Source organism: Methylobacterium sp. J-088 (assembly GCF_022829295.1).
Taxonomy (GTDB): Bacteria; Pseudomonadota; Alphaproteobacteria; order Rhizobiales; family Beijerinckiaceae; genus Methylobacterium.
On record NZ_JAKSYH010000039.1, the window covers coordinates 1 to 23131 of the forward strand.

20 protein-coding genes, 2 tRNA genes and 1 pseudogene are annotated in these 23131 nt (G+C 66.1%); 12 read left to right on the forward strand and 11 right to left on the reverse strand.

Going from position 1 to position 23131, the window contains the following annotated elements; genetic code table 11:
- The 4 genes and pseudogenes from MKK63_RS03495 to glnA form a co-directional block, all read right to left on the reverse strand.
- Positions 1–855 (reverse strand): annotated as a pseudogene (locus tag MKK63_RS03495) (IS630 family transposase); the annotation flags it as partial.
- A 96-nt stretch (positions 856–951) separates the two neighbouring features.
- Positions 952–1230 (reverse strand): hypothetical protein, encoded by a 279-nt coding sequence (locus MKK63_RS03500; RefSeq protein ID WP_243998749.1) that lies wholly within the window; start codon positions 1228–1230, stop codon positions 952–954.
- A 1-nt stretch (position 1231) separates the two neighbouring features.
- On the reverse strand, positions 1232–1882 hold the full coding sequence (locus MKK63_RS03505) for an RNase A-like domain-containing protein (RefSeq protein WP_243998751.1): 651 nt from the start codon (positions 1880–1882) through the stop codon (positions 1232–1234).
- A 160-nt stretch (positions 1883–2042) separates the two neighbouring features.
- A complete protein-coding gene (gene glnA / locus MKK63_RS03510) occupies positions 2043–3452 on the reverse strand; it encodes a type I glutamate--ammonia ligase (protein WP_243998753.1) in 1410 nt (469 codons plus the stop codon).
- A gap of 337 nt (positions 3453–3789) precedes the next feature.
- On the opposite strand from glnA, the gene MKK63_RS03515 reads away from it, so the two are divergent.
- A complete protein-coding gene (locus MKK63_RS03515) occupies positions 3790–4824 on the forward strand; it encodes a glutamine synthetase beta-grasp domain-containing protein (protein WP_243998755.1) in 1035 nt (344 codons plus the stop codon).
- A gap of 167 nt (positions 4825–4991) precedes the next feature.
- On the opposite strand, the gene MKK63_RS03520 is transcribed toward MKK63_RS03515, so the two are convergent.
- The gene (locus tag MKK63_RS03520) at positions 4992–5171 is read right to left on the reverse strand and encodes a DUF2735 domain-containing protein (protein WP_243998757.1); all 180 of its coding nucleotides are present in this window, start codon (positions 5169–5171) and stop codon (positions 4992–4994) included.
- A gap of 172 nt (positions 5172–5343) precedes the next feature.
- Positions 5344–5682 carry a P-II family nitrogen regulator gene (locus MKK63_RS03525; RefSeq protein ID WP_003600526.1) on the reverse strand — a complete coding sequence of 113 codons (339 nt, stop codon included), beginning with the start codon at positions 5680–5682 and terminating at the stop codon, positions 5344–5346.
- Between the two features lie 193 nt (positions 5683–5875).
- On the opposite strand from MKK63_RS03525, the gene MKK63_RS03530 reads away from it, so the two are divergent.
- Entirely contained in the window at positions 5876–7387 is a 1512-nt protein-coding gene (locus tag MKK63_RS03530; RefSeq protein WP_243998759.1) for an NAD(P)H-hydrate dehydratase, read from the forward strand.
- A gap of 16 nt (positions 7388–7403) precedes the next feature.
- Here MKK63_RS03530 and MKK63_RS03535 read toward each other — a convergent pair whose 3' ends face one another.
- Positions 7404–8873, reverse strand: a complete 1470-nt coding sequence (locus tag MKK63_RS03535) for a multicopper oxidase family protein (RefSeq protein ID WP_243998761.1) — start codon at positions 8871–8873, stop codon at positions 7404–7406.
- Positions 8874–9020: 147 nt separating this feature from the next.
- Here MKK63_RS03535 and MKK63_RS03540 point away from each other — a divergent pair.
- From MKK63_RS03540 to MKK63_RS03585, 10 genes are all read left to right on the forward strand, one after another.
- Positions 9021–9105, forward strand: a tRNA-Leu gene (locus tag MKK63_RS03540).
- A 132-nt stretch (positions 9106–9237) separates the two neighbouring features.
- Complete coding sequence (tig, locus tag MKK63_RS03545; protein WP_243998763.1) at positions 9238–10659, forward strand: trigger factor; 1422 nt, start codon at positions 9238–9240, stop codon at positions 10657–10659.
- A 125-nt stretch (positions 10660–10784) separates the two neighbouring features.
- Entirely contained in the window at positions 10785–11411 is a 627-nt protein-coding gene (locus MKK63_RS03550; protein ID WP_243918202.1) for an ATP-dependent Clp protease proteolytic subunit, read from the forward strand.
- A gap of 185 nt (positions 11412–11596) precedes the next feature.
- Entirely contained in the window at positions 11597–12868 is a 1272-nt protein-coding gene (gene clpX, locus MKK63_RS03555) for an ATP-dependent Clp protease ATP-binding subunit ClpX (RefSeq protein WP_243918200.1), read from the forward strand.
- Positions 12869–13116: 248 nt separating this feature from the next.
- Positions 13117–15543 carry an endopeptidase La gene (lon, locus tag MKK63_RS03560; RefSeq protein WP_243918198.1) on the forward strand — a complete coding sequence of 809 codons (2427 nt, stop codon included), beginning with the start codon at positions 13117–13119 and terminating at the stop codon, positions 15541–15543.
- Between the two features lie 74 nt (positions 15544–15617).
- Entirely contained in the window at positions 15618–16343 is a 726-nt protein-coding gene (locus MKK63_RS03565) for an aspartate/glutamate racemase family protein (RefSeq protein ID WP_243998766.1), read from the forward strand.
- A gap of 65 nt (positions 16344–16408) precedes the next feature.
- Positions 16409–16484 (forward strand) — tRNA-Val (locus MKK63_RS03570).
- Positions 16485–16625: 141 nt separating this feature from the next.
- The gene (locus tag MKK63_RS03575) at positions 16626–17156 is read left to right on the forward strand and encodes a hypothetical protein (protein WP_243998767.1); all 531 of its coding nucleotides are present in this window, start codon (positions 16626–16628) and stop codon (positions 17154–17156) included.
- A 48-nt stretch (positions 17157–17204) separates the two neighbouring features.
- Complete coding sequence (locus tag MKK63_RS03580) at positions 17205–17582, forward strand: hypothetical protein (protein WP_243998770.1); 378 nt, start codon at positions 17205–17207, stop codon at positions 17580–17582.
- 517 nt (positions 17583–18099) lie between these two features.
- Entirely contained in the window at positions 18100–18324 is a 225-nt protein-coding gene (locus tag MKK63_RS03585) for a hypothetical protein (protein ID WP_243998772.1), read from the forward strand.
- 180 nt (positions 18325–18504) lie between these two features.
- On the opposite strand, the gene MKK63_RS03590 is transcribed toward MKK63_RS03585, so the two are convergent.
- The 4 genes from MKK63_RS03590 to MKK63_RS03605 all read right to left on the reverse strand — a co-directional run bounded on the left by MKK63_RS03590 (position 18505) and on the right by MKK63_RS03605 (position 22974).
- The gene (locus MKK63_RS03590; protein ID WP_243998774.1) at positions 18505–18717 is read right to left on the reverse strand and encodes a hypothetical protein; all 213 of its coding nucleotides are present in this window, start codon (positions 18715–18717) and stop codon (positions 18505–18507) included.
- A gap of 243 nt (positions 18718–18960) precedes the next feature.
- Complete coding sequence (locus tag MKK63_RS03595) at positions 18961–20118, reverse strand: glycosyltransferase family 4 protein (RefSeq protein ID WP_243998776.1); 1158 nt, start codon at positions 20116–20118, stop codon at positions 18961–18963.
- Positions 20119–20298: 180 nt separating this feature from the next.
- Positions 20299–21414, reverse strand: a complete 1116-nt coding sequence (locus tag MKK63_RS03600; RefSeq protein WP_243998778.1) for a glycosyltransferase — start codon at positions 21412–21414, stop codon at positions 20299–20301.
- Positions 21415–21654: 240 nt separating this feature from the next.
- Positions 21655–22974, reverse strand: a complete 1320-nt coding sequence (locus MKK63_RS03605) for a polysaccharide biosynthesis/export family protein (RefSeq protein ID WP_243998780.1) — start codon at positions 22972–22974, stop codon at positions 21655–21657.
- Positions 22975–23131 lie beyond the last annotated feature (157 nt).

Sequence of the window (23131 nt, forward strand, 5' to 3'; positions counted from 1 at the left end):
GCCACCCGGCCTGATCGAGCAGCAGCACGGCGTGCGCACCGGGGGCGACGGCCTGGGCGATCTCTTCGAGACGAAAGGCCATCGCCGCGGTGATGCAGCGGGGCATGACGAGGCCGTCCCCTTTGCCGAGGGCGGGGCAGATCGCCCCGAAGATGTAGGCGGAGGCGGTGCGCTGGTCCTTGGGCGCGGCAGGGCGCGTGCCGCGGCGGGCCCAGCGCCGGGGGATCGTGTTCTTCTGGCCGACCCGGGCCTCGTCGGAAAACCAGATCTCTATCGGCTTGCCGCCTGTGGCCTGCGCGATCTCCGCCATGCGGGCGGGGAAGCTTTTTTAAAAGCCGGGCTGTCGTCCGGGTCCTGGGCGTGGTGGCGCGGGCGGGCGGAGAGCTTGCGGTCGCCCATGCCCCGCAGGACCCGGCTCAGCGTCTGCTCGGACACCGAGACGCCGTGATCCTCGAACAGGATCTGGGCGAGATCGACCAGCCGCCAGCGCACCACCCCGTGGGCGGCCGGCATCGGCCCCTGCTCGACCAGCGTGCGCAGCGCGTCCCGCTGCTCGGCGTTCAGGCGCGGGCGGGCTCCGGGCGCCTTGCCGCCGATCAGCCCGTCCGGACCGTGCACGTTGAACGCCACGACCCAGTCCCGCACCGTCTGGAGCCCGACCCCGCCCAGCGCGGCGGCCTGCGTCCGCGGCCCGCCCGCGTAGATCGCCGACACAGCCAGCAGGCGCCGGGTCTGGGCGGGATCACGCGAACCCTTGGCCAGGGCACGCAGGCCCTCAGCGTCAAAGTCCGACCGCAGCGGCACCGGAGCAGCCATCCCATCCTCCTCAGGCTCCAAACCCGAAGACAGAACCAATCTTCAGCCGCCGAGGCTACCCCGTGAGTCCCGCTCAACGAAGGTTGGTATTAGTTCGTTGCCTTATCGATCGTCTGCCGATCGCCGGGCCGGGTTCTATAGTCTGTCCCGCACCCGTTTGAGGAAGGCTCTTAGTTCGGCGCCATCGTAGAAAGCAATATCAGCGGGTGATGTCCACCACAGCTTTCGCAATTCAACATCCGATATATCTTCTCGCGTGATCATGTCGATAAAAATTCCTAGCTTCTGACGATCGCCCCTGTCTTTCATCGGGGACAAAACCGTGTCAATCATTTCGTCTACACTAGACACGTCATCTAAAAGATCTTGATAGAATTGCGAAGTGAATACTCGGAATTCTGCTGATAACTCCATTTTAGTCCCCCTCCGTTAGAGGATAAGCTGTTCGAATGAAAAATCCGCGTGGTGAACGGGGATCGTGCCTCAGTTCAACTCCAGCACTATATGTGTCGCGCATATATACGGCACCTTCGTCGGTGCTATAAGCTTCTCTGCCAGTTTTATAATCAAACGTCTTTCTTATAAATTTACGATCGTCTTCACCCGATGCAACTCGATCGACCGCCGCTTTATTGGCTTCAATGGTTTGATTTACGAGATTATTCGCGGTTTCTAACGATTCAAAGCCGCCGTTTCTTCTCATGCCTCCATTGGCTACCAATGAGCGCCACTGTGATTTTTGAACACGCTCAAAAAATTCGGTATCAGACTTCCCGACATGCTCTCTTATCGCGTGTCCCCTTCCCTCTTCAGCCAGAAGATCCACTCTGTACCGCTGATCGTCTTCATCTCCTACGAAGATAAGGCGCGCGTCATCATTCGCTCCACGACCTCCGAGACGATCCTCATCTGTCCATTGTCCACCATCTCGACGTCCAGCAGGCACCCGTGGCTGACCGGGATCGTAGGCGCTGACAGTGAGTTTGAGACGAAATAGCTTCAGCTCCACTATGAGAGCCGCGAGGTGCCATCTCGTTCGCTGAACGACAATTTCATCAAAGAGCATGGAGCACCCCGCCAGCTGCACCCACTCATATCAGGCTAATTATCTTATTTTTCCAAGGATGTTCATATTTTGTTCCGTTGCGGACTCGGGCAGCGATAGGTTGCGTGTTGATCTATCGGACTTTGAGGCGGAGCCGGGCATCGCGCCCGGCCCCGTCACATCACAGCGAGTAGTACTGCACGAACTCGATCGGGTGCGGGGTCATCTCGTAGCGCAGCACCTCGGCCATCTTCAGCTCGATGAACGAGTCGATCTGGTCGTCCGAGAACACGCCGCCCTCCTTGAGGAAGGCCCGGTCCTTGTCGAGGCTGGTCAGCGCCTCGCGGAGCGAGCCGCACACGGTCGGGATCTTCTTCAGCTCCCGTGGGGGTAGCTCGTAGAGGTCCTTGTCCATGGCCGGACCCGGGTCGATCTTGTTGCGGATGCCGTCGAGGCCGGCCATCAGCAGCGCCGAGAAGGCGAGGTAGGGGTTCGCCATCGGATCGGGGAAGCGGACCTCCACGCGCTTGGCCTTCGGGCTCTTGGTCCACGGGATACGGCAGGAGGCCGAGCGGTTGCGCGCCGAGTAGGCGAGCAGCACCGGCGCCTCGTAGCCCGGCACCAGACGCTTGTACGAGTTGGTCGACGGGTTGGTGAAGGCGTTGAGCGCCTTGGCGTGGCGAATGATGCCGCCGATGTACCAAAGGCATTCCTGCGACAGGCCGGCATACTTGTCGCCGGCAAAGACCGGCTGGCCGTCCTTCCAAATCGACTGGTGGACGTGCATGCCAGAGCCGTTGTCGCCGTAGACGGGCTTGGGCATGAAGGTCGCCGACTTGCCGTAGCTCTGCGCGACGTTGTGGATGCAGTACTTGTAGATCTGCATGTGGTCGGCGAGCAGCGTCAGCGTGTCGAACTTCATGCCGAGCTCGTGCTGGGCGCTCGCCACCTCGTGATGGTGCTTCTCGACCTTCACACCCATCGACTGCATGGCGGCCAGCATCTCGCCGCGCATGTCCTGCGCCGAATCCTGCGGCGGGACCGGGAAGTAGCCGCCCTTGGTCTGGACCCGGTGGCCGAGGTTGCCGCCCTCGTAGTCGGTGAAGCCGTTGGTCGGCAGCTCGGTCGAGTCGAGCTCGAAGCCGGTGCGGTACGGGTCGGCGGCAAACTTCACGTCGTCGAACACGAAGAATTCGGCCTCGGGGCCGACATAGATCGTGTCGCCGATGCCGGTCTGCTGCAGGTAGGCCTCGGCGCGCTTGGCGGTGCCGCGGGGATCGCGGGCGTAGGGCTCGCCGGTGGCCGGCTCCAGCACGTCGCAGACGATCGACAGGGTCGCGGCCGAGAAGAACGGGTCCAGGGTGGCGGTGGCTGGGTCCGGCATGAGCAGCATGTCGGACTCGTTGATCGCCTTCCAGCCGGCGATCGAGGAGCCGTCGAACATGGTGCCCTCGTCGAAGATCTCCTCGTCGATGAGCGACACGTCGAACGTGACGTGCTGCCACTTGCCGCGCGGATCGGTGAACCGGAAGTCCACGTAGCGCACGTCGTTGTCCCGGATCGTCTTCAGCACCTCGGCCGCAGTGGTCATCGTGGGCATCCTCCAGGGATCGCTCGGAAACACGCTCGCGACGCACCCGCTCTCAGTCGGGCGGCACCAGCGAGCGGCGCTTGATATCCGTCACGGGCGCGTGTTGCCACCCGCAGGGTGCGGGAATCGGCGCGGCGGTGGGACGATCGAGTACGATGTTGGCGCGCTCTCGAGTCCGTGAACGCAAGGACCGACGTCAAAGGCGGTGCCCGCAGCGCGTGGTCGTTCGTTTGGCACGACCCATGCTTCCGCGACGGCGGCCGTCGGAGAGGCGGCAAGCCGTTCGCGTTGCCCAGGGGTACCCCGGTCGCGCATCGATACGGACGAGAGAACCGGAATGACCAAATATAAGCTCGAGTACATATGGCTCGACGGGTACGCGCCGACCCCGAATCTCCGTGGTAAGACGCAGATCAAGGAATTTGACAGCTTCCCGACCCTCGAGCAGCTCCCGATGTGGGGCTTCGATGGCTCCTCCACGAAGCAGGCCGAGGGCGGCAGCTCCGACTGCATGCTCAAGCCCGTGCGCCACTTCCCTGATCCGGCCCGGAAGAACGGCGTGCTGGTGATGTGCGAAGTGATGATGCCGGATGGCACGACCCCGCACGCGTCCAACAAGCGCGCCACCATCCTGGACGATGCCGGCGCCTGGTTCGGCTTCGAGCAGGAGTACTTCCTGTACAAGGACGGCCGCCCGCTCGGCTTCCCGTCCTCCGGCTACCCGGCCCCGCAGGGCCCGTACTACACCGGCGTCGGCTATTCGAACGTCGGCGATGTCGCCCGCCAGATCGTCGAGGAGCACCTCGACCTTTGCCTCGATGCCGGCATCAACCACGAGGGCATCAACGCCGAGGTGGCCAAGGGCCAGTGGGAATTCCAGATCTTCGGCAAGGGCTCCAAGAAGGCCGCCGACGAGATGTGGATGGCCCGCTACCTGCTGCAGCGCCTGTGCGAGAAGTACGGCATCGACGTCGAGTACCATTGCAAGCCGCTCGGTGACACCGACTGGAACGGCTCGGGCATGCACTGCAACTTCTCGACCTCGTTCCTCCGGGAGCATGGCGGGAAGGCGTATTTCGAGAAGCTCATGGAGGCGTTCAAGAGCGCCCGTGAGGAGCACATTGCCGTCTACGGTCCGGACAACCACATGCGCCTGACCGGCAAGCACGAGACCGCATCGATCAACGAGTTCACGTACGGCGTGGCCGACCGCGGCGCCTCGATCCGCGTGCCGCACTCGTTCGTCAACAACGGCTACAAGGGCTACCTTGAGGACCGCCGTCCGAACTCTCAGGGCGACCCCTACCAGATCGCCTCGCAGGTGCTGAAGACCGTCGCTTCCGTACCGACCGAGGCCGCTGCAGCCGCGTAAGACGCGGGGCCGACTATATCGTCAACGAAGCCGGGCCCTCGGGTCCGGCTTTGCCGTTTCTGAACCCTGCAGGGGAACGGACAGAGGAGAAAAAAACAAAGCGATGCCGTCGAGCATGCACCGTGAATCGGTGGGACGCGTCACCTGCTGTGCGGGGAGCGGATGGCTCAGGACCGGCGCGGACGCTCGTCCTCACGGATCGCGGCGTCATGATACCACGCGCCGCCTCCTATGCTCGGCACCGCCGCGGGCTTCGTCGCTACGATCGCCCGCGGCGTCGCGCGGGCGCGGCGGAAAGCGGTCAGATTATAGATCTGGGCCGTCTCGCGTAGGTCCGTATCGGCCATTGCACATCCTCCTGCACGGGATTCGAGCGACCGATCGTACCGGCCGTTCCCAGGGATGTGGGGTGTCGGCGGCTGCGCTCCAGGGCGAAGCGCGCCAATGCCGGACATTCGCGCAGGGTGCATTCTTAGGCAGATCGGGAGCGGCGGCTCCGGATGTGCACGCCGGCTGCCGTCAGATCGCGTCGGTCCCGGTCTCGCCGGTACGGATGCGGATCGCTTCCTCGATGGTCGACACGAAGATCTTACCGTCGCCGATCCGGCCGGTCTGGGCCGACTTGCGGATCGCCTCCACGGCGCCCTCGACCAGCGCGTCCGACAGGACGATCTCGAGCTTCACCTTCGGCAGGAAGTCGACCACGTATTCGGCGCCCCGATAGAGCTCCGTGTGGCCCTTCTGGCGGCCGAAACCCTTCGCCTCGATGACGGTGATGCCCTGGAGGCCGACCTCCTGGAGCGCCTCCTTCACCTCGTCGAGCTTGAAAGGCTTGATGATCGCTTCGATCTTCTTCATGCCGCCCGGGCCCGCGCTACGATGCGGAGTATTTCTAACATCCCCGTGACGGGTTCGCCATGCCGATTTGACGGCGTGCCCAACGAGAATGCCCAATCTATGTGCGACTATCGCACATCATGCGGGCGTTTTCTGGTTTTCTGGCGCGCTTTTCGCCAAGTCTGGTCGACGCACGGGCAAACAGGAGGCTCACATGCGGTTGCTGACGGTCGCGGCCATGAGACAGGTCGATGCCGCGGCCATCGCCGGCGGGATCCCGGGGCGCATGCTCATGGAGGCGGCCGGTGGCGCGGTGGCGGCCCGGGCCCGGGCTCGGCTGCCGACGGGGGGGCGCGCCCTCGTCCTGTGCGGGCCCGGCAACAACGGCGGCGACGGCTTCGTGGCGGCGCGCCTACTGGCCGAGCACGGCTACGCGGTCGATCTGCGGCTGCTCGGTGATCGCGGGGCGCTGACGGGCGATGCCGCCCTGGCGGCGGGGTCATGGACCGGGCCGGTCGGACCAGTTTTCTCCGGGGAACTCCCGCCCTGCGATCTCGTGATCGATGCGCTGTTCGGCGCGGGTCTGTCGCGGGACCTCGACGGTGATGCCCGCGCGCTGGTCGAGGCCGTGAACGCGGGCGGACATCCCGTTCTCGCCGTCGACATTCCGAGCGGCATCGACGGCGATACCGGAGCCGTCCGCGGTGTGGCGATCCGGGCGACCGAGACCGTGACGTTCGTGACGCTCAAGCCGGGCCATCTGCTGCAGCCGGGGCGAAGCCTGTGCGGGCCGCTGAACGTTGCGGATATCGGCACGGGACCGGCGGCCCTGGAGGCGGGTCTGGCCGCCTGCAGGGCACCGCTCGACCGGAACGGGCCCGATCTGTGGGCGACGGCGTTTCCACGGCTCACCGGAGCCAGCCACAAATATACCCGTGGCCATGCCCTGGTGCTATCCGGCCCTGCCACGAAGACCGGCGCCGCCCGGCTGGCCGCTCGGGGTGCCCTGCGGGTCGGAGCCGGCCTCGTGACGGTCGCCTCCCCGGTCGGCGCGCTGGCCGAGAACGCCGCCCACCTCACGGCGATCATGCTGCGATCCTGCGAGACCGCCGACGACCTCGATGACCTGCTCACCGACGAGCGTCTCAACGTGGTGCTGGCCGGCCCCGGTCTCGGCGCCGGTGAGCCGACCAGGGAGCGTGTCGCGGTGGCGGCCTCGGCGGGACGCGGCCTCGTCCTCGATGCCGACGCGCTGACGAGCTTTTCCGGTCAGGCGCGGCTCCTTGCCGCGCATCTGAAGGACGGTGCGGCGCGGGCCGTGCTGACACCGCATGCCGGCGAGTTCGCGCGGCTGTTCGAAGGCACGCCAGCCATGGCCGAGGGGGCCGACAAGGTCGCCCGGGCCCGCGCCGCTGCATCCCTCACCGGCGCCGTGGTGGTCTTTAAGGGCGCCGACACCGTCATCGCCAACCCGGATGGGCGGGCGGCGATCAACGATCATGGCAGCCCCTATCTCGGGACCGCCGGGTCGGGCGATGTCCTGGCTGGTTTGATCGCCGGCCTGATGGCGCAAGGCATGGAGCCGTTCGAGGCCGCCGCCGCCGCCGTCTGGCTCCACGGGGATGCCGGCCTGCGTCACGGGCCGGGGCTGATCGCCGAGGACATTCCGGAGCTGATGCCCGCGGTGTTGCGCGATCTCGAAGTCGTGGCCGGTTCGGCGGATTGATCGCGAAGAACCGGCGCTACGTGACGTCGAAGCACGTCCAGAGGCCGGTGTCGAACCGCTCCAGCACCGTGGCGCTGATCAGCCACCGGCCGGGATTGTCGGCCAGGAAGCCGATCCGTGCGGTGCGGCCCTCCAGCAACTGGAACGTGTCGAGCCAGTAGGGCTCCCAACCGTCATCCAGGGGGTGCAGCAGGCGGAAGCAGTGCCCGTGCAGGTGGAGCGCCTGCGGAAAGGCGGTCTCGTTGCGCAGGGCCAGCACCACGACCTGGCCGCGCTTCACCGTGAAGATCGGCGGGAGGCCGGTGGTGCCGCTGATCCCGTTCACCGACCAGATCTTCTGCGGGTCGCCGGTAAAGACCGGATCGGGGCTGGCCCCGTCCTTCTTGTCTTTCGGCACGAAGGCGCCGCCGGTGATGACCACGTCGCGGCGCAAGGCGTTCTGAAGCTTGACCTCGGCCGGCAGCCGCTTGTTCTCGCCGATCGGGCCGATCGGCGGCCGCTTCTCGGTGATCCGGGGGCCCTTCGTGGTGACGCTCGCCAGCGTCAGACCTTTGCCGATCAGCGCCTGGATCTCGCAGGTGGCGCCCTCATTGTCCGGCAGGTCGACCATCAAGTCGTAGCGAGTGCCGGGCGGGAAGGGCAGGGTGGCCCGCAGCGGCTCGAACGTGTCGGTCGGCTGCCCGTCGACTGCCGCCACGTAGACCTTCACGCCCTCGAACTTGATGCGCGTCGCCCGGGCGTTGCAGGCATTGCCCAGCCGCAGGCGGACCCGGGCGCCGGGGCGCGCCTCGAAGGTATCGGGCACCGGCTTGCCGTTGACCGTGACGAGGTTGCCGAGCCGCCCGTTGCTCGCCGCGAGCGGTACCTGCCCGAACGGCATCAGCGTCCCGTCGTCCTGGAGTCGCCAATCCTGCAGGATGACGGCGACGTCAGCATCGATCGCGGGCGGGTTCGTCTCTTCGACGACCAGCATGCCGGCGAGCCCGCGGCCGGAGGGCTCGCTCGCGCCGCCGACCACCAAGGGGCGGATCAGGAAGGAGCCGGCGTCGGGCGGCGTGAATGCATAGAGGAAGTCGCCGCCGGGCGGGATCGGCGCCTGGGTCACGCCGCCCACGCCGTCCATGGCGTTGACGATGCGGACCCCGTGCCAGTGCAGCGACAGGGGCTTGTCGGTCCGGTTCTCGACCTTCAGGCGCACCGCCTGGCCGAGCTTCACCCGGACGGTCGGGGGCTGTGCCTTGCCGTCGAAGCACCAGATTGGTGTCTCCGGCGCGGGCTCCGGCCGGAACCGCGCCGTCCCAGGGGCCGCCGGTAGGGCAGGGGGCTCCGCCTGGGCCGCCCCGGGTGCGGCGGGCGCAGGTGCAGGGGACTGGGCCTGCCCCGGTTCGGGCGCGAGCCCGAAGGCGGCAACGGCCGCCAGCAGGGTCCTTCGCGACGGGGCGCCGGCCTGCGAATCGGCCGGCGGCACGGGGCGGGGTGGCGGCATGAAGTCTCGGCTGCTTTTCGCGACGGACCCGCTCCATAGCGGTGCGGCGGCCCGGGCGCCACAGGACAAGTTTTTTGCTGCGGCCCCGTCGGCCCATGCTATAGGGCCCGCTTCCGGCGGCCGGCGATGCGCCGGATGTCGGCGCGCGCGGGCGTGGCGGAACTGGTAGACGCGCTGGATTTAGGTTCCAGTGTCGCAAGACGTGGGGGTTCGAGCCCCTCCGCCCGCACCAGGACCTTTCCTGTAGGTGTGGTCCCAGCGGACCGCCCCGATCCCGTCACCCGACATCTCGGCATCCCGGTCCGCGCGAGCACGACGCCGGCCCGGTCGGCGAACCCAGGTTTTTTGAAGAGCGACGACGACGATGCAGGTGACCGAGATCAACGCCCAGGGTCTGAAGCGCGAGTTTCAGGTTCATCTGGCCGCCCAGGAACTCGAGGAGCGCCTGACCACAGAGCTGTCCGGCATGAAGGACAAGGTGCAGCTGAAGGGCTTCCGCCCGGGCAAGGTGCCGGTCGCGCACCTGCGCAAGGTCTACGGCCGCTCCGTGATGGCCGAGGTGGTGCAGAACGCCGTCAACGAGGCCAACCGCAAGATCGTGACCGATAACGGCCTCAAGCTCGCGCTCGAGCCGCAGGTCGAGTTCCCGACCGATCAGGCCGAGGTCGAGAAGGCGCTCGACGCCAAGGGCGACCTCGCTTTCAAGGTGGCGCTTGAGGTGATGCCGAGCTTCGAGCTCGCCGATCTGTCCGACGTCAGCCTCACCAAGCAGGTCGCCAAGCCCTCCGACACGGAGGTCGACGAGGCGCTGGAGCGCATGGCCGGCCAGGGCCGTCCGTTCGCCGATCGGGAGGAGGGCGCCGAGGCTCAGACCGGCGACCGTGCCACGATCGACTTCGTCGGCCGGATCGACGGCGAGGAGTTCCAGGGCGGCAAGGGCGAGGGCATCGACCTCGAGCTCGGCTCGGGCTCGTTCATCCCGGGCTTCGAGGAGCAGCTGGTCGGCGCCAAGGTCGGCGACAAGCGCGTCGTGAAGGCGACTTTCCCGGCCGAGTACGGAGCCGAGCAGCTCGCCGGCAAGGATGCCGAGTTCGACGTGACCGTCACGAAGATCCAGGCCCCGGGCGAGGCCAAGGTCGACGACGAGTTCGCCAAGACCATGGGCATGGAGTCGCTGGAGAAGCTCCGGGAGGCCGTGTCGGAGGCGATCGGGCGGGACTACGAGACGGCTTCGCGCCGCCGCCTCAAGAAGGACCTCCTCGACGCGCTCGACGCGAAGTACGCCTTCGAGCTGCCCCCCTCCCTGGTGGCGCAGGAATTCGCCGCCGTGTGGGCTCAGGTCGAGCAGGACCTCAAGACCCGGGGCAAGACCTTCGCGGACGAGGACACCACCGAGGAGAAGGCCCAGGCCGAGTACCGCAAGATCGCGGAACGGCGCGTCCGTCTCGGTCTCGTGCTTGCGCAGGTCGGCGAGAGCGCCGATATCAAGGTCTCGGATGACGAGGTGAACCAGGCCCTCATCGCCCGGGTCCGGCAGTTCCCGGGCCAGGAGCAGCAGGTCTGGGACTTCTACCGGAAGAATGCGCAGGCGCTCGCGGAACTCCGCGCGCCCCTGTTCGAGGAAAAGGTGGTTGACCACGTCCTCGGGCAGGTCAAACTCGTCGAGGAGCCCGTCTCGAAAGAGGCGCTTTTCGCAGACGATGATGACGACGACACGACCGGCGACAAGCCGGCAGACGAGGCCGGGGCCAAGGTCGAATCGAAGACCGAGCCAAAGGCCGACTGAGACCCGCCCTGTCCGAGGACGGCGGGCAAGAATTAGGCGATGGTTAAGCATCGCCGGTGTTCGCTGACATGTCCGGGGCTGCCCTGATTCGCGGCAGCCCCGGGCCTCACTCTGGGCAGGACGAGATGAGAGATCCGATCGACGTCTACAACAACGCGCTCGTGCCGATGGTCGTCGAGCAATCGAGCCGCGGCGAGCGCGCCTTCGACATCTACTCCCGCCTGCTGCGCGAGCGGATCATCTTCCTGACCGGGCCCGTGGAGGATTACGGCGCTTCGCTGATTGTGGCGCAGCTCCTGTTCCTCGAGGCGGAGAATCCGAAGAAGGAAATTTCCTTCTACATCAATTCCCCCGGCGGCGTGGTCACCTCCGGCCTGTCGATCTACGATACGATGCAGTTCATCCGCTGCCCGGTCACGACGCTCTGCGTCGGCCAGGCCGCCTCGATGGGCTCGCTCCTGCTCACCGCCGGTGAGCCCGGCCACCGTTTCGCCCTGCCGAACGCCCGGATCATGGTTCACCAGCCGTCCGGCGGCTTCCAGGGTCAGGCGACCGACATCCTGATCCACGCCCGCGAGATCGAGGCGCTGAAGCGGCGCCTGAACGAGATCTACGTCAAGCACACCGGGCGTGAGTACGACGCCATCCACACAGCGTTGGAGCGCGACAACTTCATGACCGCCGACGCGGCCAAGGAGTTCGGGCTCATCGACGAGGTGATCGAGAAGCGCCCCGAGCCGGCGGCTGCCTGAGCGTAACGCGTTCCCCTAGAGCCACGGCGCGGCCTTGATCCCGCCGCGGCAGCGTGTTTGCATCCGAGATTGGGCCCTTCGGTCAAAGACGCACAGCACACTGTTTCTTTAAACGGGCCCCCTACATTCATAAGTCGCGCGTTCGCCCCTAGCCGGCCGCGGACGCGAGGAATCCGGAGACCGATATGAGCAAGACTGGCGGCACCGACTCCAAGAGCACGCTGTATTGCTCGTTCTGCGGGAAGAGCCAGCACGAGGTCCGCAAGCTGATCGCCGGCCCGACGGTGTTCATCTGCGACGAGTGCGTGGAGCTGTGCATGGACATCATTCGCGAGGAGTCGAAATCCTCGCTGGTGAAGAGCCGCGACGGCGTACCGACCCCGAAGGAAATCCGCCGCGTCCTCGACGATTACGTCATCGGCCAGGACTTCGCCAAGAAGGTCCTCTCGGTCGCGGTCCACAACCACTACAAGCGGCTGGCCCACGCGACGAAGCACAACGACGTCGAGCTGGCCAAGTCCAACATCATGCTGATCGGGCCGACCGGTTCCGGCAAGACGCTGCTCGCACAGACGCTCGCCCGGATCCTCGACGTGCCGTTCACGATGGCGGACGCCACGACCCTCACCGAGGCCGGCTATGTCGGTGAGGACGTCGAGAACATCATCCTCAAGCTGCTCCAGGCCTCGGACTACAACGTCGAGCGGGCGCAGCGCGGCATCGTCTACATCGACGAGATCGACAAGATCTCGCGCAAGTCCGACAACCCGTCGATCACCCGCGACGTGTCGGGCGAGGGCGTGCAGCAGGCACTCCTGAAGATTATGGAGGGCACGGTCGCGTCGGTTCCTCCGCAAGGGGGGCGTAAGCACCCGCAGCAGGAATTCCTGCAGGTCGACACCACCAACATCCTGTTCATCTGCGGCGGCGCCTTCGCGGGGCTGGAGCGGATCATCTCCCAGCGCGGCAAGGGCACCTCGATCGGCTTCGGCGCGACCGTGCAGGCCCCGGACGACCGCCGCACCGGCGAGATCTTCCGCTCGGTCGAGCCCGAGGATCTGCTGAAGTTCGGCCTCATCCCCGAGTTCGTCGGCCGTCTGCCGGTCCTGGCGACGCTCGAGGACCTCGACGAGGCCGCGCTGAAGAAGATCCTGCAGGAGCCGAAGAACGCCCTGGTCAAGCAGTACCAGCGTCTGTTCGAGATGGAGAACGTGGACCTGACCTTCCAGGACGACGCCCTGTCGCTCGTGGCCCGCAAGGCGATCGAGCGCAAGACCGGCGCCCGCGGCCTGCGCTCCATCCTGGAGACGATCCTGCTCGATACGATGTACGACCTACCGGGCCTCGAGTCCGTGGAGCAGGTCGTGATCGGCCCCGAGGTGGTCGAGGGGAAGTCGCGCCCGCTCTACATTCACGGCGACCGCAACAAGGACGCACCCGCCAGCGTCAGCGCGTAAGCGCTTGGTAGGGTTGCATTAAGCGCCCGGCTCCGGCCGGGCGCGCTGCGGGGATAGCCTTGAAAACGCGCTTCCCCGCAGCCACTTCAGGCTCAGCGCGGTGGCCGCTCGCTCCTTCGAGGCGCGGTCCGCGTTACCAGCCGCAAAGTCCCAAAAAGCCCCGACCCTCGCGGCCCGGTCGGCCCCTGGCTGTAGGCGCGCTCCGTGCATGGAGGCGACGAAGCCGGGTGTCCTGAGAGGAAGTCAGCATGTCACAGTCGAAATCGCGCCAGCCGGTGGTCCCGGGTTCGACGGGCACCTACGCCGTTCTCCCCCTGCGCGACATCGTCGTCTTCCCGCATATGATCGTGCCCTTGTTCGTGGGCCGCGAGAAGTCGATCCGCGCCCTTGAGGAGGCCGTCCGCACCGATCGCCATATTCTGCTCGCCACCCAGATCAACGCGGGCGACGACGATCCGGCCACCGATGCGATCTACAAGATCGGGACCCTTGCCTCCGTGCTCCAGCTGTTGAAGCTGCCCGACGGCACCGTGAAGGTGCTGGTCGAGGGTGTCGGCCGGGCGAAGGTCACGGGCTTCACCCGCTCGGACGAGTATTACGAGGCGACCGCGGAAGCCTTGCACGACGAGCTCGGCGACAGCGTCGAGGCGGAGGCGCTCGCGCGCTCCGTGCTTTCGGAGTTCGAGAATTACGTCAAGCTGAACAAGAAGATCTCCCCCGAGGTCGTCTCCGCCGTGACCCAGATCGACGAGCCGTCCAAGCTCGCCGACACGATCGGCTCGCACCTGCTCGTCAAGATCTCCGACAAGCAGGGCATCCTCGAGACCCCCACGGTGGCGCAGCGCCTGGAGCGCGTGCTGTCGCTGATGGAGAGCGAGATCTCCGTGCTTCAGGTGGAGAAGCGCATCCGGACCCGCGTCAAGCGGCAGATGGAGAAGACCCAGCGCGAGTACTACCTGAACGAGCAGATGAAGGCGATCCAGAAGGAGCTGGGCGACTCCGAGGATGGCCGCGACGAGCTGGCCGAGCTCGAAGAGAAGATCGAGAAGACCAAGTTCACCAAGGAGGCCCGCGACAAGGCCACCGCCGAGCTGAAGAAGCTGCGCCAGATGTCGCCGATGTCGGCCGAGGCGACCGTCGTGCGCAACTACCTCGACTGGATGCTCGGCATCCCGTGGGGCAAGCGCTCGAAGATCAAGAAGGACCTGCTCGGCGCCCAGGCGCTGCTCGACGACGACCATTTCGGCCTCGACAAGGTCAAGGAGCGGATCGTCGAGTACCTAGCGGTGCAGCAGCGCGCGAACAAGCTCACCGGCCCGATCCTGTGCCTCGTCGGTCCCCCCGGCGTCGGCAAGACCTCGCTCGGCAAGTCGATCGCCAAGGCGACGGGTCGCGAGTTCGTCCGTATGTCGCTCGGCGGCGTACGGGACGAGGCCGAGATCCGCGGCCACCGCCGGACCTATATCGGCTCGATGCCCGGCAAGATCGTGCAGTCGATGCGCAAGGCCAAGACCTCGAACCCGCTCATTCTGCTCGACGAGATCGACAAGATGGGCATGGATTTCCGCGGCGATCCGTCGGCGGCGCTCCTCGAGGTCCTCGACCCTGAGCAGAACAGCACCTTCAACGATCACTATCTGGAGGTGGATTACGACCTCTCGAACGTGATGTTCGTGACCACGGCCAACACCCTCAACATTCCGGGCCCGCTGATGGACCGGATGGAGGTGATCCGCATCGCCGGGTACACCGAGGAGGAGAAGGTCGAGATCGCGCGCAAGCACCTGATCCCGAACGCCCTGAAGAAGCACGGCCTCGGGACCCACGAGTGGTCGATCGACGACGACGGCCTGATGATGCTGGTCCGCCGCTACACGCGGGAGGCCGGCGTCCGTAACCTGGAGCGCGAGCTGTCCAACCTGATCCGCAAGGCGGTGAAGGAGATCCTGATCACCAAGACCAAGGTGGTTGCGGTGACCGTCGAGACCCTTCAGGTCTTCCTCGGCCCGCCGAAGTTCCGCTACGGCGAGATCGACGCGGACGATCAGGTCGGCGTGGTGACGGGTCTGGCCTGGACCGAGGTCGGCGGCGAGTTGCTGACGATCGAGGGTGTCATGATGCCCGGCAAGGGCAAGATGACGGTCACCGGCAACCTGAAGGACGTGATGAAGGAGTCGATCTCGGCGGCGGCGAGCTATGTCCGCTCCCGGGCCATCGACTTCGGGATCGAGCCGCCGCTATTCGACCGGCGCGACATCCACGTCCACGTTCCAGAGGGGGCGACCCCGAAGGACGGTCCGTCCGCCGGCATCGCCATGGCCACCGCGATCATCTCGACGCTGACCGGGATCCCGGTCCGCCGCGAGGTCGCGATGACCGGCGAGGTGACGCTCCGCGGTCGGATCCTGCCGATCGGCGGCCTGAAGGAGAAGTTGCTCGCGGCGCTCCGCGGCGGCATCAAGACGGTGCTGATCCCCGAGGAGAACGCGAAGGACATCGCCGAGGTGCCCGACAGCGTGAAGAACGGGCTGGAGATCATCCCGGTCGCGCGGATGGATCAGGTGCTGGAGAAGGCGCTGGTCCGTGTGCCGGTGGCGATCGAGTGGGAGGAGCCGCTGCCCGTGGCCAAGCCCGCCCGGACCGAAGAGGACGGTGCCACCTTCGTGGCGCACTGACACCCTCCCGCTCTGACGTGTCAAGAAAGCCCCCGGGGATCGTCCCCGGGGGCTTTTTCGTGTGCGAGGGCCGGATGCGCATCCTGCTGATCAACCCCAATACCAGCACGGCGATCACCGATCTTGTCGCCGGGCATGTCCGCGCCCAGCTCGGGGACCAGGCCGCGTTGCGCGCCGTCACCGGGCGTTTCGGGGCCCGCTACATCGCGAGCCGCAGCGCCGCGGCCATCGCGGGCCATGCGGCCCTCGACGCCTTGGCCGAGCACGAGGCAGGGTGCGACGCCGTCTATCTCGCGTGCTTCGGCGATCCGGGCCTGTTCGCGCTGCGCGAGATCGCCCGGGTGCCGGTGGTCGGTATGGCGGAAGCCGCCTGCCAAGAGGCTGCAGCGCGGGGCCCGTTTGGGATCGTGACCGGCGGCGCCGCCTGGGAGCCGATGCTGCGGGAGTTCGTGGACGCGCTGGGTCTCGCCGACCGCCTCGCCGCGATCCGCACCGTCGCCCCGAGCGGCGCCGCGATCGCCCGTGATCCGGACGCCGCTCTGGCCGGGCTGGCCGAAGCCTGTGGGGCCTGTGTGGAGGCTGGCGCCGTCACCGTGATCTTGGGGGGCGCGGGGCTCGCCGGCCTCACGGCGCGCCTGGCATCGCGCGTTGCGTGCCCGCTGATCTGCTCGGTCGAGGCCGGAACCCGCTCTGTCCTGGCGGCAGCGCGTGGGTCTGCGCAGCTGCGACAGGCTCCGGAACCGGCCGAGACTACGGGGCTCGCGCCGGCCCTGACGGCACGGATGGCCGATCGCGGGTAGCGTTCAGGTCAAGCGGGCGGCGGATCTTGCGCCCGACCAGCCGCATGCCGTAACGGTCGGTCGCGGGGCGGTTAGCTCAGTTGGTAGAGCGTCTCCTTTACACGGAGAGGGTCGGCGGTTCGAGCCCGTCACCGCCCACCATATACATCAGGGACTTGAAACCTGCGGCGGGCCTGCGCGAAGTGGCGCACGGTGCAGCCGTGGTTCAAGTTCGGCCCGGGCTACCGCTTCGCACTTGAAGCCGAGGGGCCGCGCGTCGGCGATCAGGCTGCGCGCCACAAGTTGACGGTGCTGTCGGCCGTACTCGGCTACGAGCACGCGGAACACAAGCGGCTCGATCTGGTGCTGATTACGAGGCCGGACAGGCCTCCGGCCCGGGATCGGTGGCTGACCCGCTCGCAGGCCGCGCAAATGCCGCTCGCCTCGCCGAGCCTTCGGCGGGCGGGAAGGCGAAGGCGGTCTGGCGGCGACACAGCGATAGTGATGCGCGCGCTGCTGATCCAGTTCCATGTCGCCCGGTTCATCCTGGCGGGCCCCTACACGGGTACCCGGCATGAAGCGATCCTCCGTCTGAAGTGGATCGAGGTCCCGTGTTCCGGCTTCGTGGATCTGCGCTCCGGCCTCATCGACCGGCACGGCACGGACGAGGGAAAATCATCGACGCGGCGGATGCCGATCCCGATGTCGAAAGGGCTGGCTGCGCCCATGCGGCGGTGGCGGCGATCCGGTGCCTACGGGATCGAGTTTGAAGGATGGCAAATCCTGCCTCTGCACCGCGCTTGGACCACCGGTGCGCGCGGCGAGGAGATCTAGCGCCACGTCCTACGGCACACTTTCGCGACCTGGGCCGTTATGGACGGGATGCCGTTCGGCACGGTGGCGAAGGCGCTCGGCACGACCGAGCGCGGGGTCGAGGACGTCTATGGGCGTCACTCGCCCGAGCACCTGCGCGGCGGCGTCGAAAGCGTGTCCGGACGGCGCAGGTGGCCGAAAGGGATGAAGAGACGAAGAGTCATGCGCGATACCGAGGTCAGCATCAGGTTTTTTTTGGCGGGAAAGGAGTGGGGTGCCCGCTTCTGGCGGCAGGTCCCACGCCGAGGCGAGGAGGTCATGCTAGGCGGAAAGCATGAGGTCCGTGGCGCTTACCGGGTGACGCGCGTGGTGTGGGGTGTCGAAGGGCCGGACGAAGAGCTGCTTGGCATCCAGGCCGTCAACGTCGAGGTCGAGCCCGTCGGGTAGGGCGGAGGGCACCTGGCGGCCGAGCCCGGAACAGGGCGCTGGTTATTCTCCGGAAACGGAGGTTTTCTGGGCCCCAGAATAGCCCACTACGGCACTGCTGCGGAGGACCGACATATTATGGCAACAGACCACCAATCCTTTACTCGGATTGGGTCGGGGGTTTGAGGCTCTCATCATCCGCCAACCACGATCTTGTTGCACACCAGACACCCCGATTTTTGCAGCGGAGCATGACACAAGCGAGAGATCATAAGATCGAAGCTGCGATCGGGGCCAGCTGCGCGGTCGCGAGCGCCGAGCCTTTGACCCTTCGTTTGGACCGGACCCTCGACGGCGTGAAGGCGATCGGACGGCCTTCTGCGGCCCATAAACAGCTGGCCGACACGGCGTCCCGGCCGGGCACGGGCTGCTCGATCGTGAAGAATGCCGTGGCCTTGGCCTCTCCGGCGCAGAGATAAGTGAGGCCGCCGCTTCCGAGGCTCAGCCACGGCACTGGTTTTACGACAACAAGGGTTTGGTGGCGCTGTTCTGCCTCTTGTCGGTCGTCGCCATCTTTTGGCAGGTCAGTCGCTTCGAGGGCTTTCAGCCGATCTTCACCTGCGGCGGCCCCGAGGGAATCGATCGGGCGGTGCTGTCGTCCGGCATGCAGGCGTGCATGGCCGATGCAAAATCGCAGGCGGCGCAGGCGCGCTGCATGCACGTCGTCTACGTTCTGGCGTGTACCGACGAAAGATGGCGATAATCGACGATAGCCATCTTCGGGCGGTGGTCGACGCCTTCGTCGGTGGCAGCAGCATCGACGCCCGCCCCACCGTCTCGCGTCGCCGCCGAGAGGCTCACGACGGAGAGCGCGCGGCGACGCCACGCGCCGGAATGTCGATCGCGCCGGCGGAACGGCGTTAGCACGCGAATCTGGCCGGCCTCAAACCTTCGCCTCGACCAGCAGATCGACCGTCGCATCCATGCCCTCGACCTGCGGGACGTGCTGAACCAGCATCACCTTGTAGAACTCGGGCGCCTGCGCCCCGGCGAGCGGCGGAAGCACGATGGTCTCCCCGATGCGCGGCACAACGATGAAATCCCAGGCGCCGAGTTTCTCGGTGGTCGTCAGCATCAACGTGCAGTGTACAGTCATTCCAACCTCCTGCCTGAATCTACGTGGCATCACCGCTCGCAGGGCGTCCAGCCGCTCGGCACGAACCGGAGCGGGGGGCGACGCCGCCCCGAGGTCTCACGAAGCAGCCACTTCGAGGTATCCGACTTTGGAACACCGGGTCGGAACACCGGCCCCCGGCCTCCGCACGTGCCGTTTCCTTGACAGGTCGAGCGACGGCAAAATGCCGACCGGGCGTCGGTTCGCCCCTCTGAACGGGCCGCCTCACAGGCCATCGAACACCCGATCGAGATCCTGAACGGACCGTTCGATCGAGAAGCGAGCCGTGACCGTGCTGCGCCCATCCGCCGCCAGCCGTGCGGCCATCGCGCGGTCGCTCAGGAGCGAGCGCAAGGCCTCGGCCAGGGCCACGCCGTCTCCCGGCGGATAGAGGAGGCCGGTCGTCCCGTGATCGATGATCTCGCCCACCCCGCCGCCCCGCGTGGCGACCACGGGACGGCCCAACGCCAGGCCCTCGACGATGACGCGTCCGAACGGTTCCGGGTCGATCGACGTGTGCGCCACGATATCGACCGCCGCCATGAGGCGCCGGACGTCCTTTCGGAAGCCCAGGAATTTGACCCGATCGGACAGGTGCTTCTGTTCGACCAGGGCCCGGATGCGATCGAAATAGGCGCTGTCCTGATAGGTCGCGTCACCGACCACGAGGGCCTGCAGGCCCGGAACACGCTCCACCGCCTCGATCAGAACGTGCTGGCCCTTCCACGTGGCGATACGGCCGAACAGGCCGACCGTCGGAAGATCCGGCAGACCGGCTTCCTGCAGGACCGAACCGCGATCCGTGTCCGAGGCGGCGGGGACATCCGCCGCGAAATCGAAACCGTTGTAGACGACGGAGATCGAGTCGGCCCTGCCGCCGCATTCGATCAGAGCGTCCCGGGCGGCCAGGGAATTGGTCACCACGTGGGACGTCATGTGGTTGGCGAAGAAGACCAGGGCCCGCCGCATCGTTGGCGAGAAACTGCTGTCCGTCACCAGATCGTGCAGGATCCAGACGAACGGCTTGCGCGCGAGGCGTGCGGCGAGACCGGCCAGGAACAGGGACTTCTGGCTGTTGGCGCAGACCACGTCGACGCCGCGAAAAGCCCTGATCAGTGCGCCCACGACCGCGAAGATGCCGATCAGGGCCGAGACGACAGCGCGAATGCTTGATCCGCGCTTCAGCCTCAGGATCTGAGCGCCGGCCTTCACGGTCCTGGCGTCCGATCCCGCATCGATCAGATCCTGAACCAAAGGTCCGTCGTCGAGGAAGACGACCGGCCAATGGCGGCCGGTCTGCTTCGCATGGACGACGATATCGCGAAGAAAGAGTTCGGCGCCCCCGTAATGGGCAGCATGCGTGACGAACAGAATCTTCTTCATGGTGCGTTCCGGGCCATGACCGACAGGCGCGCCACGCCGATGATGCAGGAGAAAGTCCAGGCTCCGGTGTTTCCACCCGCCGGAGCGCTGAAGGGTGCGGTGCGAGCTGGGCGATCCATCAGGCCATCAGACCTTTCCGAGTGCGCCCCAGCGAAACGGCGTCCATTCCGGCGGCGCGCTCTAAAGGTTGGGCCGGCTGTCCGCCCCCGATCGCGCCATGGTCCGGTCGATGAACTGCGACATCTCGCGGGTGAAACGATCCAGGCCGAACTCCGAGGCCCGGCGGGCGATACGCTCCGGTTCGAAGGCGATCTGCCGGCTGCGCTCGACCGCGTCGATCAGGCAATCGACGGTCTGTTCATGGAAGAACGTGCCGGTGATCGAATCCTGGACGGTTTCCGTTGCTCCGCCGCGCGCATACGCGATCACCGGGCGGCCGCTCGCCATCGCTTCGACCGGAACGATGCCGAAATCCTCCTCGCCCGGGAAGATCAGGGCTTGGCAGCGTGCATAGTGATGCTGAAGGACCGGGAAGGGCTGCGGCCCGAGGATCTTCACCGTGGGACCCGCGAGGCTGCGCAGCTCACGCAGCATCTCGCCGCCGCCGATCACCACCAGGGGCTTCTGCAGCCGATTGAACGCTTCGACGGCCAGTTCGGGGCGCTTGTAGCGGACGAGTTCGCCCACCATCAGGTAGAAATCGCCGATCTCCTGGTCGGGTACGATGGAGAAGGCAGCCGTATCGACCGGCGGATAGACCACCGTCGCCTGGCGCCGATAGTAGGTCTCGATGCGACGGGCGACCGTGGCGGAATTCGCCACGAACTCGTGGACGCGGTTGGCGGAAATCGCGTCCCAATTGCGAATGTAATGTGCCGCGGGCGGCATGACGAGTCGGTTGATGAAACCCGTGCGCTCCCGGTAATCATGGAACATGTTCCAGACGTAGCGCATCGGGGAGTGGCAATAGCAGATATGGGTCGAGGCGGAGGGCGGGATGATGCCCTTCGCGGGCCCTGACTCGCTGCTGATCACGAGGTCGTAGCCGCGCAGGTCGAGCTGCTCCAGCGCCATGGGCATGAGCGGCAGGTACGACTTGTATTTCGCCACCGAGAACGGCAACCGGCCGATAAACGACGTCTTGATCTGGTGCGCCTTGATGGTCGGGGAGATCGCCGCCGGATCATAGACGTGGGTGAAGATATCGGCGTTCGGATACATGTTGCACAGGGCTTCCACGACCTTCTCGCCGCCGCGCATTCCCACCAGCCAGTAATGAACGATCGCAACTTTCATTCAGTTTGCCTCGGCCTGGAACGGACTGGTTTTTCGAGATATCTCGCGCGGCACCAATTCGAGACGCGGTGGCGCGGGCTGTGCTGTGGTGGCCTTCGGCGCAGACTGCATCTTCGCGGTCTCGACGATGGAGACGTCCTCCATCGTCGAGACCGCGGTGCCAGCGTGTGCTGCAGCCGTGTGTGGCGGGTCGGGCGCCCTGCGGCGCGCCGAGCCGGTGTCTACGTCGGTGCAGAGCGTCTAGCGGATGCTCTTCAGCTGCGCTCCGGGAAGCTGGCCGGCCGCCTGCTCGGACCCGAGCTCGCTGCGCCCGGTCTCGGCGAAGTCGGGCCGCCGGTTGATCCGCACGCGGATGACGTCCTCGGGGAAGACGGGCGTGCTCTCCTCGGCTGCGATCTCCTGCGCCTTGCCGTCGACCTTTCGGACGATGCTGTAGGAGATCCGGGCGTTTCGATCGCTCGCCTTCGAGATGAAGCCGTCTGTCTCGGACAGCAGCGCCTGGGCCGTGCTGATCTTCTCCTTGGTCTCCTGCATCTTCAGGGAGACCTCATGGATTTCGTCGGAGACCGAATTCCTGAACTTGTTGCGCAGCTCCAGGCTGTCCCGATCGGCCTTGCTCAGCTCCTGCTGGGCACGGAGGATCGAGGTCGAGATATCGAGCTTGGACGACTCGAATTGCGCGAGCTGCTGTTCGAGGGTCGATTGCCGCGCGTTGACGGTGAGACCCTTGTTCATGAGCGTATCGACCGCATCCCGCTCGCGCTTGGCGAGTTCGATCTGGCGTTGCTGCGACTGCGCCCGCTCGTTGAGCGAGGTGACCTCCTGGGAGAGGAGCACCTTGAGCGCCTCGTAGGACTTGAGCTGCGCGCGCATCGACTCTTTGCGCGACTGGAAGATGCTGCCCTGCTGCTTGATGAAATCGCGGACGGTCGGGTTGCTGGCCTGATTGTTGATTTCGGCGGGGAAGGTGATGCTGTTGGCGTCCGCCAGTTCCGCGTTCAGGCGCGCCAGCCGCGTCATGTAGGAGGACAGGCTCAGCTGCAGGACGTTGAGGTCGCCCTCACCGCTGATCGATTCCCGCTCCGGCCGTTCGTCGGCAGTCCGGCGGAACCCGCCCGCGATGCCGACCGCCTGGAGGACCGTCAGGTTGGGGCGGTAGGGGTAGTCGCCGGCCTTGGTGACCGGACCGAGGATGTAGAACGGGCGGTACTGGGTGATCTCGATCGCGATCTCGGGCCGCTTGACGGTGCCGATCTTCTTGACGAGGCCCTCCGCGATGACGTCGGACAGTTCGCTCGTCGTTTTTCCCGTCGCCTTGACCTCGCCGATCAGCGGCAGCGAAATGTAGCCCGACGAATTGATCGTGTATTCCCCGGATATCGCGTCCCACTCGTAGACCTGAGCCTGCGAGGCGCGCCATTCGCTCGCGCGCACGCGGGTCTTGTCGCCGGCACCGAGCCTGTAATCGCTGTCGACGGCGTGGCCGCTTGTCGGCACCATCACGATCAGGGCGACCAGCGAACAGACGACGGCCAGAGATCTGGAGCCGGCGAGACGCATGCGTATTATTCGGCGGTTCAAGCCGCCCGCATGTTTATCCATGGTCGTAATCCTTACGCGTCGCCGATCCGGAAATTAAGCCATTCCTAATATCGGATCCAGGCGGAAACCCGCCCGATCTGAAATCTTGGTATCCGGCCCAGCCGCAACCCGACAT

What these genes read in the sequence shown, in the direction of transcription:
- MKK63_RS03500 (WP_243998749.1), bottom strand. Translation starts at nt 1,230, where the DNA reads ATGGAGTTATCAGCAGAATTCCGAGTATTCACTTCGCAATTCTATCAA.
- MKK63_RS03505 (WP_243998751.1), bottom strand. Translation starts at nt 1,882, where the DNA reads ATGCTCTTTGATGAAATTGTCGTTCAGCGAACGAGATGGCACCTCGCG.
- glnA (WP_243998753.1), bottom strand. Translation starts at nt 3,452, where the DNA reads ATGACCACTGCGGCCGAGGTGCTGAAGACGATCCGGGACAACGACGTG.
- MKK63_RS03515 (WP_243998755.1), top strand. Translation starts at nt 3,790, where the DNA reads ATGACCAAATATAAGCTCGAGTACATATGGCTCGACGGGTACGCGCCG.
- MKK63_RS03520 (WP_243998757.1), bottom strand. Translation starts at nt 5,171, where the DNA reads ATGGCCGATACGGACCTACGCGAGACGGCCCAGATCTATAATCTGACC.
- MKK63_RS03525 (WP_003600526.1), bottom strand. Translation starts at nt 5,682, where the DNA reads ATGAAGAAGATCGAAGCGATCATCAAGCCTTTCAAGCTCGACGAGGTG.
- MKK63_RS03530 (WP_243998759.1), top strand. Translation starts at nt 5,876, where the DNA reads ATGCGGTTGCTGACGGTCGCGGCCATGAGACAGGTCGATGCCGCGGCC.
- MKK63_RS03535 (WP_243998761.1), bottom strand. Translation starts at nt 8,873, where the DNA reads ATGCCGCCACCCCGCCCCGTGCCGCCGGCCGATTCGCAGGCCGGCGCC.
- tig (WP_243998763.1), top strand. Translation starts at nt 9,238, where the DNA reads ATGCAGGTGACCGAGATCAACGCCCAGGGTCTGAAGCGCGAGTTTCAG.
- MKK63_RS03550 (WP_243918202.1), top strand. Translation starts at nt 10,785, where the DNA reads ATGAGAGATCCGATCGACGTCTACAACAACGCGCTCGTGCCGATGGTC.
- clpX (WP_243918200.1), top strand. Translation starts at nt 11,597, where the DNA reads ATGAGCAAGACTGGCGGCACCGACTCCAAGAGCACGCTGTATTGCTCG.
- lon (WP_243918198.1), top strand. Translation starts at nt 13,117, where the DNA reads ATGTCACAGTCGAAATCGCGCCAGCCGGTGGTCCCGGGTTCGACGGGC.
- MKK63_RS03565 (WP_243998766.1), top strand. Translation starts at nt 15,618, where the DNA reads ATGCGCATCCTGCTGATCAACCCCAATACCAGCACGGCGATCACCGAT.
- MKK63_RS03580 (WP_243998770.1), top strand. Translation starts at nt 17,205, where the DNA reads ATGCCGTTCGGCACGGTGGCGAAGGCGCTCGGCACGACCGAGCGCGGG.
- MKK63_RS03590 (WP_243998774.1), bottom strand. Translation starts at nt 18,717, where the DNA reads ATGACTGTACACTGCACGTTGATGCTGACGACCACCGAGAAACTCGGC.
- MKK63_RS03595 (WP_243998776.1), bottom strand. Translation starts at nt 20,118, where the DNA reads ATGAAGAAGATTCTGTTCGTCACGCATGCTGCCCATTACGGGGGCGCC.
- MKK63_RS03600 (WP_243998778.1), bottom strand. Translation starts at nt 21,414, where the DNA reads ATGAAAGTTGCGATCGTTCATTACTGGCTGGTGGGAATGCGCGGCGGC.
- MKK63_RS03605 (WP_243998780.1), bottom strand. Translation starts at nt 22,974, where the DNA reads ATGCGTCTCGCCGGCTCCAGATCTCTGGCCGTCGTCTGTTCGCTGGTC.